7 protein-coding genes and 1 pseudogene are annotated in these 16494 nt (G+C 70.5%); 3 read left to right on the top strand and 5 right to left on the bottom strand.

What is annotated here, in order from left to right:
* Positions 1-219 precede the first annotated feature (219 nt).
* Together ACFVUH_RS12465 and ACFVUH_RS12460 are read right to left on the bottom strand one after the other, a co-directional pair.
* Positions 220-6393 (bottom strand): hypothetical protein, encoded by a 6174-nt coding sequence (locus tag ACFVUH_RS12465; protein ID WP_387912865.1) that lies wholly within the window; start codon positions 6391-6393, stop codon positions 220-222.
* A 116-nt stretch (positions 6394-6509) separates the two neighbouring features.
* Positions 6510-8744: a hypothetical protein gene (locus ACFVUH_RS12460; RefSeq protein WP_387912864.1), complete on the bottom strand. Its 2235-nt coding sequence runs from the start codon at positions 8742-8744 to the stop codon at positions 6510-6512.
* Between the two features lie 554 nt (positions 8745-9298).
* On the opposite strand from ACFVUH_RS12460, the pseudogene ACFVUH_RS12455 reads away from it, so the two are divergent.
* Positions 9299-10249: pseudogene (locus ACFVUH_RS12455) on the top strand (IS481 family transposase); the annotation flags it as partial.
* Positions 10250-10341: 92 nt separating this feature from the next.
* On the opposite strand, the gene ACFVUH_RS12450 reads toward ACFVUH_RS12455, so the two are convergent.
* Positions 10342-11178 (bottom strand): class I SAM-dependent methyltransferase, encoded by an 837-nt coding sequence (locus ACFVUH_RS12450; RefSeq protein WP_355375862.1) that lies wholly within the window; start codon positions 11176-11178, stop codon positions 10342-10344.
* Between the two features lie 118 nt (positions 11179-11296).
* Positions 11297-12190: a spermidine synthase gene (locus tag ACFVUH_RS12445; RefSeq protein WP_387912861.1), complete on the bottom strand. Its 894-nt coding sequence runs from the start codon at positions 12188-12190 to the stop codon at positions 11297-11299.
* Positions 12191-12296: 106 nt separating this feature from the next.
* Between ACFVUH_RS12445 and ACFVUH_RS12440 the strand changes: the two genes are divergently transcribed.
* Positions 12297-13256 carry an alpha/beta hydrolase gene (locus ACFVUH_RS12440; protein WP_387912859.1) on the top strand — a complete coding sequence of 320 codons (960 nt, stop codon included), beginning with the start codon at positions 12297-12299 and terminating at the stop codon, positions 13254-13256.
* Between the two features lie 148 nt (positions 13257-13404).
* Entirely contained in the window at positions 13405-14838 is a 1434-nt protein-coding gene (locus ACFVUH_RS12435; RefSeq protein WP_387912857.1) for a selenium-binding protein SBP56-related protein, read from the top strand.
* Positions 14839-14877: 39 nt separating this feature from the next.
* Here the strand turns inward: ACFVUH_RS12435 and ACFVUH_RS12430 are convergent, their stop codons facing one another.
* Positions 14878-16191 (bottom strand): globin domain-containing protein, encoded by a 1314-nt coding sequence (locus ACFVUH_RS12430; RefSeq protein ID WP_387912855.1) that lies wholly within the window; start codon positions 16189-16191, stop codon positions 14878-14880.
* Positions 16192-16494: the final 303 nt, after the last annotated feature.

Below are 16494 nucleotides of genomic sequence, written 5' to 3'. Positions count from 1 at the left end.
GCAATGACGTCGGCCTAACCCCCAGGCCGACGCCTTCGACAAACTCAACTCGATCGTGCTGGACGCCACCGGTCGGCCTCTACAACGACAGCCTGCTCGACGGCGCCAGGAGGAGCTCCCATCCTTCTGCCACGTTCCCCGCCTGGCAGCAAATCGTCCGGACCAAGTGGGGGCGTAGCTATCGGAATTGCCGGATCGAAGCACGCCCCCACCTCGGTGTCAGCCCTGGAGCGCCATGCACCTCCGGAGCAGCGGTTCCATGCGCAAGTGGCTTCCCTCGTGGTCGAACACCTGGAGCGCATCAAGGCAGGTAACGATCCAGTTGGCCTCGTCTTCGTCCTCAATCCGGACTGCCACGGCGGTCACCGCGCTCTCCAGGTCAAACAGGTTCTCCATGAATTCGTCACTAACAGACCGGTAGCCGGTCGCAAGCATCGGGTCCGCGTACACGCCGGTCGCCTCGGCAAAGGCGCGAGCTTCGACCCGGTCCTCGCGCAGATCGGCCAGCCTCTGCAGCACCGCGTCCGGATCGCCCAGTTCGCCGTGGAGACGGTGGGCCCGGTCGACCATGATCGGCCAGCCTCCGGTCAGCTCATGGAGACGGTCCAGGCGGTCCTCCGTATGGAACTTCTCGACCCGCTGGGCCCAGCCGCGCAAGCTGCGGCGGTCGTGCCGACGCAGCACCACAGGAGCGGCCGAGGTGCGTTCGGTGCCCGTCAGCAGGGGACGCCACAGGCCCAGCTGGGAGGGGTCTGTGACCACGACCACCGCGCGGGTCACCCCCGGGGTCACCGGCAACAGCGTATCGGCCAGGTCCACAGCTTGCCGGGGGGCCTCGGGCCGGGCGTCCGGGTACCGAGCGAAGTCGCTGATGACTACACGTCGTTCACGCGGACGCCCGCCCGTGAGTTCCTGCTTGTAGACACTGGGCCTGCCGACAGGCGGCAGCGTCCAGTCGGCGATACGTCCGGCAACCGTACGAAGGGTGTCGCCAACGTCGCCAACACCGGTCGCGGTGGTGCCGAGGACGACCCTCGTCTGGTTGGCTCGCTCGCCGAGGAGGTCGTCAAGCTGGGTAATGGTGAGCGGGGCCGGCCGGCCGTCGGGCAACTCGGGACGCCCCTCCTGCACGATGCTCTCCTGGAGCTCGCAGTCCTGCTCGGCCCTGAGAAGGCGGGCGTCCACTTCGTGAGAGGTACCGATCATGCGAAGGGCGTTAGGGCCCCTCAGATGCCAGCCCTGGCCATCGTGGTTGGGAGCGAGGATACCGAGTCCCACCATCTCGGAGAGATATGCGCGGAACCCCTCGGTGTCGAGCTGTTCGAAACCCTTTCGCCAGAAGGTCTCGCACTCTTCGCGCAGTTCGGCGTCGCTCAGCCGCACTTCCAGACCACGGTGGCGCGCGTGATAGGCCAGCACGTTGGCAATCACGTCGTAGCGGTGGTCGAGACTCAGGGTGTCCTTGAACGCCGCCGAGATGCCGTCCCTAAGGCCGGTGTCCGACTCCACGACCTCGATGTCGGCGATCTCTACCGCGTATGGGGGTCCCTCGACTCCACGCCTCGTCCGTTTACGGTGCATCACCTCGACCAGCCGGTGACCGAACATCTGAAGTAGGAAAGGCTGGTAGGAGCAATAGCCGAGTACCCGGTTGACGAGATCTATGTCCTGGAACTCGAAGCCGAGTGCCCGCATGGGGTCGACCAACAGTTCGGCGGCGGACTGAGGAGCGAGCGGGCCAATCACCTTCGGGGTCTGCGCAAGGTGACCGAATGGTCCGTTGCTGGCGAGCTTGGAGAACCGCTGCACGGAGTGCAAACCTGCGAAGACGACCTTGGCGCGGTCCTTGGTATCGGACCCGAGGCCCTTGAGCTTCTTGGTCTGATCGAAGCGGGGGGCGTCGGCCTCGAAGAACTGGTCGCACTCGTCGAGCAGGACCAGCAGTCGCCGGCGGGAGTCCCCGTCGAGCCAGGCGCAGATGCCCGCGCGCACCCGCTCGGAGATGTCCTTTCCCGACTTACGGCTCGCCTGTCCGCCCAACACTTCGGCCGCCCTGAGCTTCTGATCAAGGACGCTCCACAGGGCCTCTGGCCCCAGCGAGCTGCCCTTGCCGATGTTCTCCTGGTCAAGGTTCACGTACACCGCCAGCTGGTAGCCGGGACGTTGCTCTTCAAACCGCTCACCGGCGTCACTGAGGAGGGCCGACTTACCGAGTCCCCGACCGCCGAAGATGACCTGGGTGCCGCTCCGGTCAAGAACGCTCTTGCGCTCGACGTCACGTCCGTAGAACATCTCCCGGCCGATCCGACCACGCTTCTCCCTGATGTAAGGGTTGACGCCCGAGAACGGCAGCAGGGTCTGCGTGGCCGTGCTGACCTGCCGATTTCCCCGTGCCGCGAGATAGGCCAGGGCGGCGTCGTCCACGACCAGCATCGGCTGCAACCGGGCGGACTCGACAGCAAGTTCAGCACGGGCCTCACGGCCCAGCGTGCCGAAGTAGAGGACGAGGAGGCTCGCACCGCTGGTGTCGCTCTCAGCCAGACTCATCACGTACTTCGCGGACGGACGGCCCCAGACCATCAGCACACGCAGGTTGCCGCCCTGCTCCCGAATCTCCGAGCCGAACGCGGGCGCCTTCGCCCTGCCGTTGATCTCCACTTCCGTCGCTTCGAAGAGACGGTACTCGCGACGCCGATGGGACTTCTCGTCCAGTGGCTTGGCGCTCTTGGCCTCGTAGCCAAGGAGCTTAAGGGCCGGGAGCAGCTGCCGCCTGGCGGACACTTCAAGCCGGTCCTTCGGCTCGGTGGCACCCAGCTCCCGCCATTCCTCAACCGCGTCCGCCGCCAGGGCCGCCTCGTCGGTCGAGAGCGCGCTGTAGTCCAGGACGGGGATGTCAGGGTGCGTTCCGCCGGACCGGACGAGATCGACGAGGGCGTGGTCAATGCCCTTGGGCAGCCCGTCGGGCACGGCCGGGAAGAACTCCGTCAGGTGGGACTCGCCCCCGTCGATCTCCGGGACGTCCTCGCCGATCTCCAGGAAGTACACCAGATCCGCGGCCGTGGCCAGGCCACCGGTGTCCAGGTGCCGCAGGACCTGTGAGCGCAACTCCTCTGTGGGGTCCAGAACGTCGAGCCGGGCTCGGATCCGGTCGGCCGCCTGCTGCCGGAAGGCGGGCAAGTCGTCCCGCACGGTGTCGAGCGCCCGTCGTACGTCGACCAGGCCGTACGCGTCGATGTCGTCAAGCCGGCCCCTGGCGTCGGCGAGGAGTTCCTGGAGACGCAGGTCCTGGTCATCGGTGATGGCACTGTCGGCCTGCGCTCGGTGCAGTTCCGCGACAAGGTCGTCGTGTTCTCCGTGCAGTTCCGCGCGCCGGGTGGCCGCCCGGGCCTCGATCTCGGCCACCGCGGGCGGGGTGAACTCCCCGGCCTGTGTGCCGGGCAGCAGCCCTCGTCCCGCCAGGTCGACGAGGGTTCGAGCTGCGGCAAAGGCATCGTGGGCGAGCCGCTCGGCGAGAGCGTCCTGCCAGCTCCGGTCGACCGCCGTCAGCAGCTCGTCGAGCGACGGACGCTCGCCACGGCGGTCGCAAACCTTCAGCAGTTCCGCGTCCAGCACGAGTTCGGGATCCACAGGACTTCCGGACCACAAGGTCACGGCGTCACCTGACAGTAGAGCAAACAGCTCCTCCATCGAGGCGAGTGCCGCCCAGGCGGTAGCAGCCTTTACGGCGCCGTAACTCCGAGCCAACTGCTCCAGTTCGCCCAGTACCGCCTCCCGGCCATTCAGCAGGGAACGGCGCAGGGATGAGATCTCCTTGACCGCCCGATTGCTGTCGGAGCGATCACCACGCCGGATGGTCTCGACCGCCAGACACCACTCCTTGGCCAGGCCGACGGTTCGTTCCACGAGATGCACCAAGTCTTGCCGTCCGGAGCCCTGGAGCGGCTTGCCACTGGACGGGCGGTATTGGCGGTCCATGCGGTCGATCTCGTTGTTGACCTCGGGCAGCTTCGACAAGCGTTCGGCCTGCTCGCGCACCTGGGCCGCCCCATCACGGTGGTCGCCGACCACGGTCGTGAGCATCGATCCGAGGAGGTCATCGCCGGAGAGCCAGCGCTTGGCGATCTCCGTCGCCCGCACGAACCGAAGCCTCGGTGGCACAAGCAGAGCACGACACTGCTCCAGCAACTCCCGCAACCGTACCTCCGCCCCAGAGACGTCGGCGCTGACCACCAGCGGCGAGGCCATCATCAGGGCACCGCTGAGGGTACGGTCGGCAACCGCCGTCGCCGCCTCCGCCAACCGTTCCGGCAGCCGGGGCGCCAAGGCCTTCAACTGGGCGCCCGCCAAATGGTCCCCGGTGATCAGCGCCGTACGCAGCAAGGCGGGCAGCAGAAGGAACTCGCTGCCTTCCGTGTCGCGTCCGGCGTATCCGCTGTACTGCTGGAGCAGGTCCGCGGTCAGCCGGGCTCCCTGGCTGTCACCGGACATCAGCTGTCCGGCGGCACCGGCCAGGCGGAGCGCCACCACCTGCGGCTCCGCGTGACCGGCCGCGTTCGCGACATGGTGGGCGAGTCCGAAACGTCGCTCCACGACCAGCCTCGTCAGCGCCTGCTCCGTCACGACCGCACCAAGGTTCTCCTCGGTGGTGACAAGGGCGAGATCCTTCGGGGCCGGCTCTGCGGACTGAGCTTCTTCGTCGTGCGACGCGGTCGACGCCAACGCGGGCAAAGGGGCGAGCGCTGCGAGGAAGTCTGCCTTCGGGCCCGTAGCTGCTGCCACCATCCCGTCGATGGGTGTCATGGCGTGGACGTCGTCAGGGTCGAGCGGACCGACCGCCGGCATCGAGGCGGGGGCCTCCGACCCAGGTACGGCGTGAGGCTGGGATCCATCGGGGGCGCGGCCACCAAGCCCGGCCCTCAGTCCCTCGCCCGTCCGCTCGACGCCCGGCTTCCCGTGCTCAGCGGTCATGCCGTCGGCGGCAGGCTCGTCGAATCCTCCGACATCACCTTCGGCGGTCTTCACGTCCGCCTGAATCTCAGCCTTGGCCCCGGCCTCGGCCGATTCCACGAAGGCGTCCGCCGGCTCCGCCAGCACCAGTTCAGGGGCCATGACCACCGCCATGGCACATGCGGGCAGTACCCGCACCATCTGATCCTGCAGAGCCAGGATCTCCGTCGCTGCGTAACCCTGTCGCCCCTCCCGAATCAGCCGTGCGAGGTCGGCGAGCGCGGCGCCTTCCTGCCGTTGGGTCCGCTCCCATACCTCTGTGGCCAGCAGATGGCGGGTCACTCCTCGCACGGCCTCGGCGGCGGAGGCGGCGGGGCTGTCCGGCCGACATGCGACATCCAGCAGTTCCCTCAGCATCTCCCGTACCTGGCGGTCGTGCTCGTGTTCCGTCCGGTACTCGCGCGCAGCCTGCGTCATGTCCTCCAGTCGACGAGGCACACCGTTCATCCCCGCCGCGCGGAACACCGCGTCAGCGGTGTCGAAGACGGCGCCCAGCGCGCCCAGCGCAGCCAGGTCCTCGTCGTACGGAGGGCGGCCGTCTGCCACCGTGCCGGTCACGTTCTCCGCGGCTTGCCGAGCCAGCGTGAGAGCCAACTCCACCTGTTGGCAGACCTCCTCCGGCTCCGTCCTCTGGCTGGCACGAGCGTCTTCGGACACGGCCATCGGCACGTCGTGTGGAACGCTGGAGTCCGACACTGCGTCCTCGGAAGCCGCGACGTTCCCGCCCGACCCGCCGATGACGGCAGGCACTACGCCCTTTCCGTCACCTGCGGACAGCCGCTCGCGGCCTTCCCGTATACCCTTTAGATCCGGGTACGCCGCCACAACGGCACGGGCCTCGTTGGCCACAGAGGCCAGGCGTAGGGACTCCTCATCGTTGGCCGTCTCTGTGAACCAGTCCTGGTCGGCCGCCCAGGCGAGAACATAGGCGTCGGTGACGGAGGCGTTGCACCAAGCGAACATTGTGGCCCGGAGCAACGTGCCACCCCATCGGGAAACGGGGTCGGAGACGGTCGGGTCGTCCTGGGCGAAGGCGACCTCGACGATCTGGCCCAACACGGTGGGTGTGAGGTCCCTGATACCGCAGGTGCAGGTGTGCTGCCGGACATCGCGCCGCAGCCGGGAGAGAACATCCTGACACAGGGCCCTGCCCACCCGCCGTGGGGCCGCCATGCGGATGCCCAGGCTGCCGAGCAGCTTCTGTCGCTCCCTGGGCGCCAGTGAGTTGAAGGCGAGTTCCACCATGTCGACCGTGAACTCGCTCATGGTGGCGTCGACCGGGTGTTTCAAAGCGTTGAGCGCAGCGGCCAGACCTTCGAGGTCCTCGGCCGAGGTGGTCGGCGGGGACAACGGCGGCCCCGTAATGACGTGGTAGCGGTCGTGCATGTACACCTACTCCGTTTCTGCGGCTGATTCTGCGTGATCGACTCACTCGACGCCGAGGAGCCGGGAAAAGTGGGACAAGACGACGGGAAGAGAGGTTGAAAACGTGGAGTCACGGATCAGCGGCCGCGTGTGTGCTCAGTTACGAATGTGTAGCCGTAGGGCAGTTCCCAGCCGTCCGCCTTGCCAAGGCTGCGGCAGTGTTCGCGGAAGGCGACTCGCTGCGCTTCGCTGGGGAAGCAACCTGGCCGAAGGCGCCGCAAATGGCCTGCAACGAGCTGGGATGTGAGCAGCCCCGAGCCGTCCAGCTCCGTGCCGCCCCAGGGGCGTATCACCCGTCGTGGTACAGGGCGGTAGCCGATGAGCGGGATGGTCGGCTGCCTGTCGCGCGCCGGGTAGTGCGGTTGGCCCCAGATGTCCCGACTGCCGAGGGCTGGCTCCAGAAGTCGCTCCGCGATCAACTCCGCGACCGCCGACTCCAAAGCGACGGTCTGGGAACGTGCTGGCCGGCGCCCGTAGGTCGCGCTCGGCAGAACCGAACGGTCCAACAGGGCATGGCCGTCCAGGGTGAGCAGCCCGCAGCGGCGCACGGTGCGCATCACCAGCTGCCGGGGGCCGAGGCCGGCCGCGCTGTCACCATGGCGATCGCTGCCTGGGGCGTCCTCTCTAGTGAGCACACGGGGGTCGTAGCTATGCCCGATCACCCGGTCACTGACGTACAAAGGATCCGGGAGCGGAGTCGTGACCACGCGGATCACTGTTTCACCGCGGCGCCAGCGCAACTCAAGCATCAGGCCCGGGAAGAAGTCGCGGGGCCAGAGGATTTCCGTCAAACGACCTGATTCGTCACCGAGTTCGGCGATGACATCCTGAGTCGCCTCGCGTTCCACCAGTATCCGGCCGGCGTGACCAAGTTCGAGGCGTGACGTGAAATGTGGGCCGTGGGACCCTCGGAGTTCGCGTGCGACATGCGGGTGCAGGGGGAACCAGCCGTCAACGAGATGGGCCAGCCGCAGGGGCGACCGCCAGGCGACCTCCTTGGCGTCGTTCCGCAGGAGTTCACCGGGGCCAAGGAAGGCATCGTCGGCGAGGGGCAGATCAACCGGATCGACGTCCGCTTCCGGATCCGGCGGCGCAGGAAGCGTCGATGCCCAACCACGTCCCGCCGGAGCCAAGGGGTCGCCATCCGCGACGGCGCCACCAGGATGATGGGACCGCCAGACGCCCCCGCTCTCGAAGGCGTCATCGAGCGTGATCAGGGAACCGTTCTCGAACAGGCCCTGGTTACTGTCCCCTCGGACAACGTCGGCGATTGTCAGGTTCGCCCGGCAGACCGCTGCGGCGTACCCCACTCCCCTGAGCAGTTCCGTCGCACCGGGGAACTGGCGAAGCCGCGGTCCGACCGCCGTGTACACGGCAACCGGGGCGATAAGGCCATGGCGCCGCCGCCTCGCCGGCGTGGCCGCGTGTTCCACCGCCGCTGCAAAGGACCTGAGGTCGCCGCCGCCCAGCGGGCCTGTTTCGCCCCAGCACTCCGCGAGAGAGGCCCGGGTCACGGCGTAGTGGCCCCATGTGCGCAGCGCGGCGCTAGAGCGTATGACGCCCCGTACCGTGTCGAGCAGACCGAGCAATCCCGCTCGCAGTTCGCCATCACTTGTGCCGCCCATCAGCTCGGCCAGGGACACGGGGACGAAGGGACTGAGCAACTGATCCCGTGCCGTGGTCAGGAGATGGTCCGCATAGGCTGTCAGGTCGTCGCACCGGGCCGCTTCCGGGGACAGATAGGAGACATCGACGACAACGTGCCCATCCTCGTTGATCCAGCGCCGACGTGTGCGTAAGCGGTGGAGCTGGGCCGGCGAAAGGGTCAGGGCCGGGCCAAAGGCATGGAGATCCGGGACCAGAAGTTCTCTTCGGCGGAGAACCCCGCCGGTCGCCGGCCTGCCTGGGCCCTCGGCGCCAACAGGTGCCCCGGACACCCAAGCCGGTACATCCCCGAGGGTCCCCACCTCCGGGTGTGCGCCCTCGCGGTGGACGATCTCTGCGTAGAGCGGGTCCGATCCTGTGGCCACGCACACCATGGCGCCGACCGGGAGTGGGGAAGCGCACCCCCCAAGGGTGACCACGGGGAAGTCGTCAAGGCACAGGGGACTTCCACCGTACCCGTCACCTCCGAGATTGTACCCGAAGTACACGGCGTTGAAGGCAACAGCAGTGTGCACCGGCGCCCGGCGGGCGGCAACCACGGCTTCGAGGTAGCTCAGCAGCAGATGCCGTTCCCTGCCGGAGGCCGCGTCATAGCCCTTTGTCATGGCGGGGGTCAGCAGGGCCTGATCTCCGTACGGATCGGGCACCCCCGTTCGCCTGTGATCGCCGACCATTGCTGACATAACCGGGTCCCCACCCATAGCACCTCCGCCGCGCTACAGGCCACCCCGGCCCGCCTGCGGTAGTTCCCGCAGACTACGCCGATGCATGAGGGCCCGTGGCAGTTTCCTCACTTTGTGATCGTTAATGCCACATACAGCCAACTCGCGTGGGGTCGTCATGCGTCATGCCCCATCCGCCAGGGAGAAGAGTGCCACCGAGACTCACATCCCCATGCCGGCTGGCGAGGGAGCGGGCCGCCCCAGCACAGGCTCGAACTGGCGGTCATCGCACGGGCCAAGCATTCGGGTCAGGCCGCATTGCACCGGCGTGCCGTCATAGAGGTCCCGGCCGCATTCGGGGCTCGAGAAGAGCAGCAGCAGTCAACCGGCCATCGGGCCTTGGCCCAAGCCCGGGTGGCTAGGTGTACTGACCACGGAGGTTGGTGACAGGGCTCACGGCCGGGTGATCTTGAAATGAGTGAGGGCCTTCTGGCTCGGTGTGGATTGCGACATCTGCACCGGCACCCAGAAAGGCCCTCATGCCACACCGTAACGCACCGCTGACCGAGACCGGACGGCTGCGCCTGGCCCGCTGCATCGTGGAGGACCGCTGGCCCCTGCGCAGGGCCGCCGAACGCTTCCAGGTCTCACCGACCACGGCCAAGGGCTGGGCCGACCGCTACCGCACGCTCGGCGAGGCCGGCATGAGTGACCGCTCCAGCCGCCCGCACCACAGCCCTCGCCGCACCCCGACCCGCACCGAGCGGCGGATCATCAAGGTCCGCGTCCTGCGACGCTGGGGACCGGCCCGCATCGCCCACCTGCTGCGACTCAACCCGGCCACCATGCATCGCGTGCTGACCCGCTACCGCCTCGCCCGACCGGCCCACCTCGACCGCGCCACCGGCCGCCCGATACGACGCTACGAGCGTTCCGCCCCGGGCGAGTTGGTCCACGTCGATATCAAGAAGCTCGGCAACATCCCCGACGGCGGAGGCCACAAGAGCCTGGGCCTCCAGGCCGGCCGCAAGAACCGCTCCGGGGCCGGCTGCAGCTACCTCCACAACGCCGTGGACGACCACTCCCGCCTGGCCTGCAGCGAGATCCTGCCCGACGAACGCAAGGAGACCGCCACCGCCTTCTGGGCCCGGGCGAACGAGTTCTTCGCCCGGGCCGGGATCACCGTCCAGCGCGTGCTGACCGACAACGGCGCCTGCTACAAGTCCCACATCTGGCGTGATGCCCTCGCCGCCGAGGGCATCACGCACAAGCGAACCCGCCCATACCGGCCCCAGACCAACGGCAAGGTCGAACGCTTCAACCGCACCCTGCTCGACGAATGGGCCTACACCAGGCCCTACCGCACCGAACAGGAACGCCGCGACGCCTACCCCGCCTGGCTCCACACCTATAATCACCACCGCGGACACACCGCACTCGCAGGCAAGCCACCCGCCAGCCGCGTCCCCAACCTCACGGGTCAGTACACCGGGCCACCGTCCCAGAGCGAACGTGCACAATCTCCTGAACTCCGGCCGGCCGGAAGCCGCGATGCCCCACCGGGGTGGGTGCTGCTGCTCGTCTATGCCGGTTCGGGGCCTTCGGCGAAGTTCAGGACCGTGACCGAGGGGCGGTGGGCGGCCAGCCAGGGGGCGGTCAGGGCCAGGGGCAGAAGGGCGCCGAGGAGACCGCGTCCGCCCGTCGGGCGGACGTCGCGGACGGCCGTCACCGCCGGGCTCGCGGTGCGGAGCTTGTCGCGTTCGCCGGCGTCCATCGCCCAGGGCATGGCGGGCACCCGGTAGGCGGCGGTACGCATCTTCCCGCTCATGGTGAGCCGTGCGAACCAGCGCGGTACGGCGTCCACGACCATGGAGCCGCCGGGGAACCGGTCCGCGCAGCCCGCGATCAGGGCTTTCACCTCGGCCGGGGGCAGGTACATGCACAGGCCCTGCGTAGTGACCAGGACCGCGCGGTCGCGGTCAACCTCGTCGGCCCACCGCAGGTCGGTGGCATCGGCCGCCAGATAGCGCCGGCGCGGGCCGGGCGGCAGGAGGCGCTCGCGCAGGGCCACCATTTCGGGGAGGTCCACGGTGAGCCAGTGGGCGCGGCCGTTGTCGACGCGCCAGTACTGCGTCTCCAGGCCCTCGCCCAGGCAGACCACCGTGCCGCGTGGCTCCCGGGCCAGGAAGTCCGCCACCTCGCGGTCGAAGCAGGCCACCCGCAGCGCCTGGAACTGGGACTGGGAGCCGCTCGTGCCGAACCGCTCGGCGAAGGGGAAGTCGATCCGCTCGACCAGGTCCACCGCCTTCGGGTCGCGGAGCACGGCATCGGGCCGGCGGGCCTCGACGGCTCGCTGCCAGAGCGTCCACAGCGCCGTCTCGGGCACCGCCGACAACTCCGGCCGCTCCACGCTGCTCATCTCTCGCTCGCTTCCTCGGACGTGGCGGGCGTCCCCCGCGCGGACCCGCCGATTCTGACACCGGGGGGCGTGCGGACGGCGGTGCCCACGGTTCGGCGCGCCGCGGCGACCGAGCGGCTCAGCCGACGCTGAAGGCGCCGTCCGGGGGCGGCGGGGAGTCGGTGGCGGTGGCGTCGGTGACCGGCGCCGTGCGGGCGGCGAAGGCCGCGAGGTCCGCGCCCTCGGTGAGCCGGGCCGGGAAGATGTCCCCGGCGAGGCGGCGGCCGAGGTCGGCGACCGGCAGCGGGGCGGCCGAGCCGACCAGCAGGATGTTGCCGTACCGGCGCCCGCGCAGCACCGGCGCCTCGGCGATCAGGCAGGTCTGCGGGAAGACGGCGCGCAGCGTCGCCGCCTGGGCGCGGGCGAAGGCGAGCGGCGGGCCGTCGGCGAGGTTCGCCGCGTAGCAGCCGCCGGGGCGCAGCGTGGCCGCCGCCAGCCGCAGGAACTCCACCGAGGTGAGGTGTCCGGGGGTGCGCGAGCCGTGGAAGACGTCGGCGACGACGAGGTCCAGCGAGCCGGGCGCGGCCTGCGCGGCGGCCGCGAGGGCGGCGCGGGCGTCCCCCACCTCGGCGGTGATGTCGACGCCGGGCCCCTGCCACGGCAGGTGCTGCTCGACCAGGGCGAGCAGCGGCCCGTCCACGTCCACCACGCGCTGGCGCGAGCCGGGGCGGGTGGCGGCCAGGTAGCGGGGCACCGTCAGCGCGCCGCCGCCCAGGTGGAGGGCGTGCAGCGGGCGGCCGGGCTCCGCGAGCGCGTCGACCAGGTGGCCGAGGCGCCGGGTGTACTCGAACTCCAGGTGGGTCGGGTCGCCGAGGTCGACATAGGACTGCGGGGTGTCGTCGAGGGTCAGCAGCCAGCCGCCGTCGTGGTCGATGTCGGGGAGGAGCTTCGCCTGCCCGAGGTCGGTGCGCCGCGCCACCGGCAGGGGTTCGGCGGCCGGGGACGGGGTGGGTGGTTCGGGCGTCTCGGGCATGTCCGCAGCATAGGCGCCCGGCCCGAGTCGCCGTCACGCCGGAGGCTACCGGCCGGTATCGTCGTGCTGTCCCGAGATTCCGAGCAGAGAGTGGGTGCCCGTGGCCATGGAGTTCCGCGAAGACATCCTCGGCGCCCCCTACGAGGCCGCCGAGCTGCCGTTGCGGCCGGACGACGAGGGCGAGGTCTCGGCGACCCTGGTGCGCCGGCTGGTCCCCGGCTCGCAGCAGGCCGTGCTGTACATCCACGGCTACAACGACTACTGGTTCCAGACCCACCTCGCCGACCACTACACCGCCGCGGGCTTCTCCTTCTACGCGCTCGACCTGCGCAAGTACGGCCGCTCGCTGCGCTCGCACCAGTCGCCGAACTTCGTGCGCGACCTCGCGACGTACGACGAGGAGCTGGACGAGGCGGTGCGGATCATCCGGCAGCTGGACGGGCACACCCGGCTGCTGGTCAACGGCCACTCCACCGGCGGGCTGATCGCCGCCCTGTGGGCCGGGCGCCGCACCGGGCGGGGCCTGGTCGACGGCCTGTTCCTCAACAGCCCGTTCCTCTCCATGCCGGCCGCCCCCGCCGTCCGCACGCTCGGCGCCCCGGCGCTGGACGCGATCGGCCGCCTGGCGCCCACCCGGGTGCTGCCCTCGGCGCTCAACCCGCACTACGTGCACAGCCTGCACCTCGACTTCCGCGGCGAGTGGGACTTCGACCTGAGGCTCAAGCCGGCCGAGGGCGTGCCGCTGTTCGCCGGCTGGCTGGCCGCCGTCCAGCGCGGCCACCGGGAGCTGCGGCGCGGGCTCGGGATCGACGTGCCGGTGCTGCTGATGGCCTCCACCGCCTCCATCTCCACCACCCGCTGGCACGCCGCCCTGCACCACGCGGACGCGGTGCTGCGCGCCGACGACATCGCGGCCGCCGGTCCGCACCTGGGCCGCCATGTGACGATCGTGCGGATCAAGGGCGGCATGCACGACCTCGTGCTGTCCGCGGAGACGGCCCGCACCCGGGTGTTCGCCGAACTCGACCGCTGGCTCGGGGCGTACTTCCCACTCCCCGTGCACTGAACCGTCCGCACCGCCGCGGGGGCCGGGGGTGCGCCGCCCCCGGCCCCCCGCCCGCTCCCCGTGCGCCTGCTGTGCGCCCGCGAGTCTGTGGAAGGCTACCCGGGCCCCTGTCACTTCCCTTGCCGAACAGGCGAGTTGAGGAGCCAGCATGCCGCATGGACACGGCCCGCAGGACGACCGGCACTCCGGCCACAGCGATCCCTCCCTGTACCGCACGCCCGCCGAGGCGATCGCCGCGCCACCGGAGAAGCTCGCCTACGTGGCGGGCTTCGACCGGTCGGCACAGCGGCCGGACGCGCTGATCACCGTCGACACCGATCCGGGGTCGGCGAGCTACGGGCGCGTGCTCAACTTCACCGACATGCCCGGGGTCGGCGACGAGCTGCACCACTTCGGCTGGAACGCCTGCTCCAGCGCGCTCGCGCACGCCGGCCACCACGACGCCGAGCGGCGCTACCTGCTGCTGCCGGGTCTGCGCTCCTCACGGCTGCACGTCCTGGACACCCGGCCGGACCCGGTGCGCCCGGCGCTGGTGAAGACGGTGACCCCTGAGGAGCTGGCGGCCAGAGCCGGCTACTCGCGCCCGCACACCCTGCACTGCGGGCCGGACGGCGTCTTCCTGTCCTGCCTGGGCGCGGCGGCCGGCGGCGACGGCCCCGGCGGGGTCGCGCTGCTCGACCACACCACCTTCGACGTGCTGCGTCCCTGGGAGACCGAGCGCGGCCCGCAGAACTTCGCCTACGACGTGTGGTGGCACCTGGGCACCAACGTGGGCGTCACCAGTGAGTGGGGCACGCCGTGGATGGTCGAGGACGGGGTGGTGCCGGAGCTGCTGCTGGGCCGCAAGTACGGGCACGCGCTGCACTTCTGGGAGCTGGACTCCGGGCGACACCTGCAGCGCGTCGACCTGGGCGACCAGTACCAGATGGTGCTGGAGCTGCGCCCGGCCCACGACCCGCAGGCCGAGTGGGGGTTCGCGGGGGTGGTCACCAACGTCGAGGACCTCTCGGCCTCGGTCTGGCTCTGGTACCGGGACGGCGCGGCGTTCACCGCGCGCAAGGTGATCGAGATCCCCGCCGAGCCGGCCAAGGCCGAGGACCTGCCGCCGGTCCTGCAGCCGTTCGGCGCGGTGCCGCCGCTGGTCACCGACATCAACCTGTCGGTCGACGACCGCTGGCTGTACGTCTCCGCCTGGGGCACCGGCGAGCTGCTGCAGTACGACGTGGCGGACCCGTTCCACCCCCGCCTGACCGCCTCCGTGCGGCTCGGCGGGGTGACCGCCCGCACCCCCCACCCGGCCGAGCCGGACCGCCCGTTGAGCGGCGCGCCGCAGATGGTCGAGATCAGCCGGGACGGACGGCGGGTGTACCTCACCAACTCGCTGTACGGGTCGTGGGACGACCAGTTCTACCCGGACGGCATCGAGCCGTGGATCGTCAAGCTGGACGCCGACCCGGAGCGGGGCGGGCTCACCGTGGATCCGCGGTTCTTCCCGCACGGCGAGGAGTTCCGCGGGCTGCGGGTGCACCAGACGCACCTGGCGGGCGGGGACGCGTCCTCGGATTCCTACTGCTACCGGTAGGCGGCCGGCGGGTTCCGGGGCACCGGCCCGGTGACGCGCTCAGAGGCGGCTGAGCACCGGGTCGTGGTGGATCCGGGTGGACGGCAGGCCGGAGGCGACCAGCCGGGTGCGGACCTCGTCGACCAGGCCCGCCGGGCCGCTGACGCAGGCCAGGTGCTGGGACCAGTCGCCGGCCCGGCTGACCGCCTCGGCCAGCCGGCCACCCGGGCCCGAGGGGCCGTCGGCGGCGTCGTCGGCGACCGGGACCAGCTCCAACCAGGGCTTGCGGCCACCGAGTTCGGCGAGGGCCGACCAGTCGTAGAGGTCGGCCCGGGCCCGGGCCCCGACGAACAGGTGGACCCGGCGGCCGCGCGGGCGGTGCTCCACCAGCTCCTCGACGATCGCCTTCATCGGGGCGAGCCCGGTGCCTCCGGCGACCAGCAGGAGGTCCCGGGTGTCGTCCTGCGGCATCAGCGTGCCGCGCGGCGGGCCGAGCCGCAGCCGGTCGCCGACCGCGGTGTGCTCGACCAGCGCCGCGCTCACCCCGCCCGGCCCGGTGCGGCGGACGTGGAACTCCAGCTCGTTGTCGGCGCGCGGCGCGCAGCCCATCGAGTACTGCCGCCAGGTGTGCGGCAGCGCCGGGTGCTCGACGCTCCCGTACTGCCCGGCCCGGTAGGGGTACGGCTCACCGGTGCGCACCCGCAGCACCGCGAGGTCGGCGCGGCGTCTCTCGTGGCCGACGACCGTGGCGTGCCAGTACGGGGGCTCGGTGAGCGCCGACTCCGCGCCCGCCACCATCGACCGGACGGCGAAGCGCAGCATCCGCACCCAGGCGTCCTCCGGCTCGGCGCTCCACCCCGCGCCGGCCCGGTACCGGAGCGCCTCGCAGAGCGCCTCCTCGAAGGCCTCGTAGTGGACCGGACGGACGCCCAGCTTGCGGTGGTCGCGGCCGAGCTGGGCGAGCGTGACGGAGAGCCGGTCGGGGTCGTGCAGATGCTCGATCAGGTACTCGAACATCCGCTCCAGGTGGACCTGCTGGAACTCCATGGACTCCGGGAACAGCGCGCGCAGGAAGGGGCGGCGGCGGAACATGAACGTGTAGAGGCGGTCGATCAGGTCGGCGAACGGGGCGACCAGACCGAGGCTGCCGAGGATCAGCCGCTGGTCGGCCGCGCCGTCGTGGCCCCTGGCGTACCCGTCGGCGCCCTGGCGGGCCTCGGGGCGGGGGCCGCCGTCGGGCGCGCCGCCCGGGCCGGCCGGCGCTGCGGCGAAGGACGGCGCCGGCGCCAGGATCTGCCGGCGCAGGCGCATGGCGTGGTGGCGCGCGATCAACCGGTCGTACTCGGCGGTGCTGGTGGTGGTGTCCAGGTCCATGGAAGCGAAGCCTAATCACCTGTCAGACACCGCCCCGACGGCGGTTGTTCACCGTTCGGAGAGCCGCTGGCCCGGTTCCGGGCAGGGGGTGGCCAAACCGTGGACAGGCCCAGTAAACGGCCCCGTGCGCCGATCCGGACAGGGCCGGTGGTCCCTGGTCGACCGGGACCACCGGACCGGGTCGCGTCCCATGAAGAGGACCACCGACCTGTCGACGAACCGGCAGGTGGCACGGCGCCCCGTCCCCGGCGCTCTCCCGTCGCCGGGGCGGGGCGCCGCTCCCGGGCCCCGTCGGGCCGGCGC

The sequence above is a fragment of the Kitasatospora sp. NPDC058032 genome, assembly GCF_042885845.1.
In the GTDB taxonomy this organism is placed as follows: Bacteria; Actinomycetota; Actinomycetes; order Streptomycetales; family Streptomycetaceae; genus Kitasatospora.
Note: the sequence above shows the minus strand (reverse complement) of the source record. Positions and strands in the feature narration are given on the sequence as shown.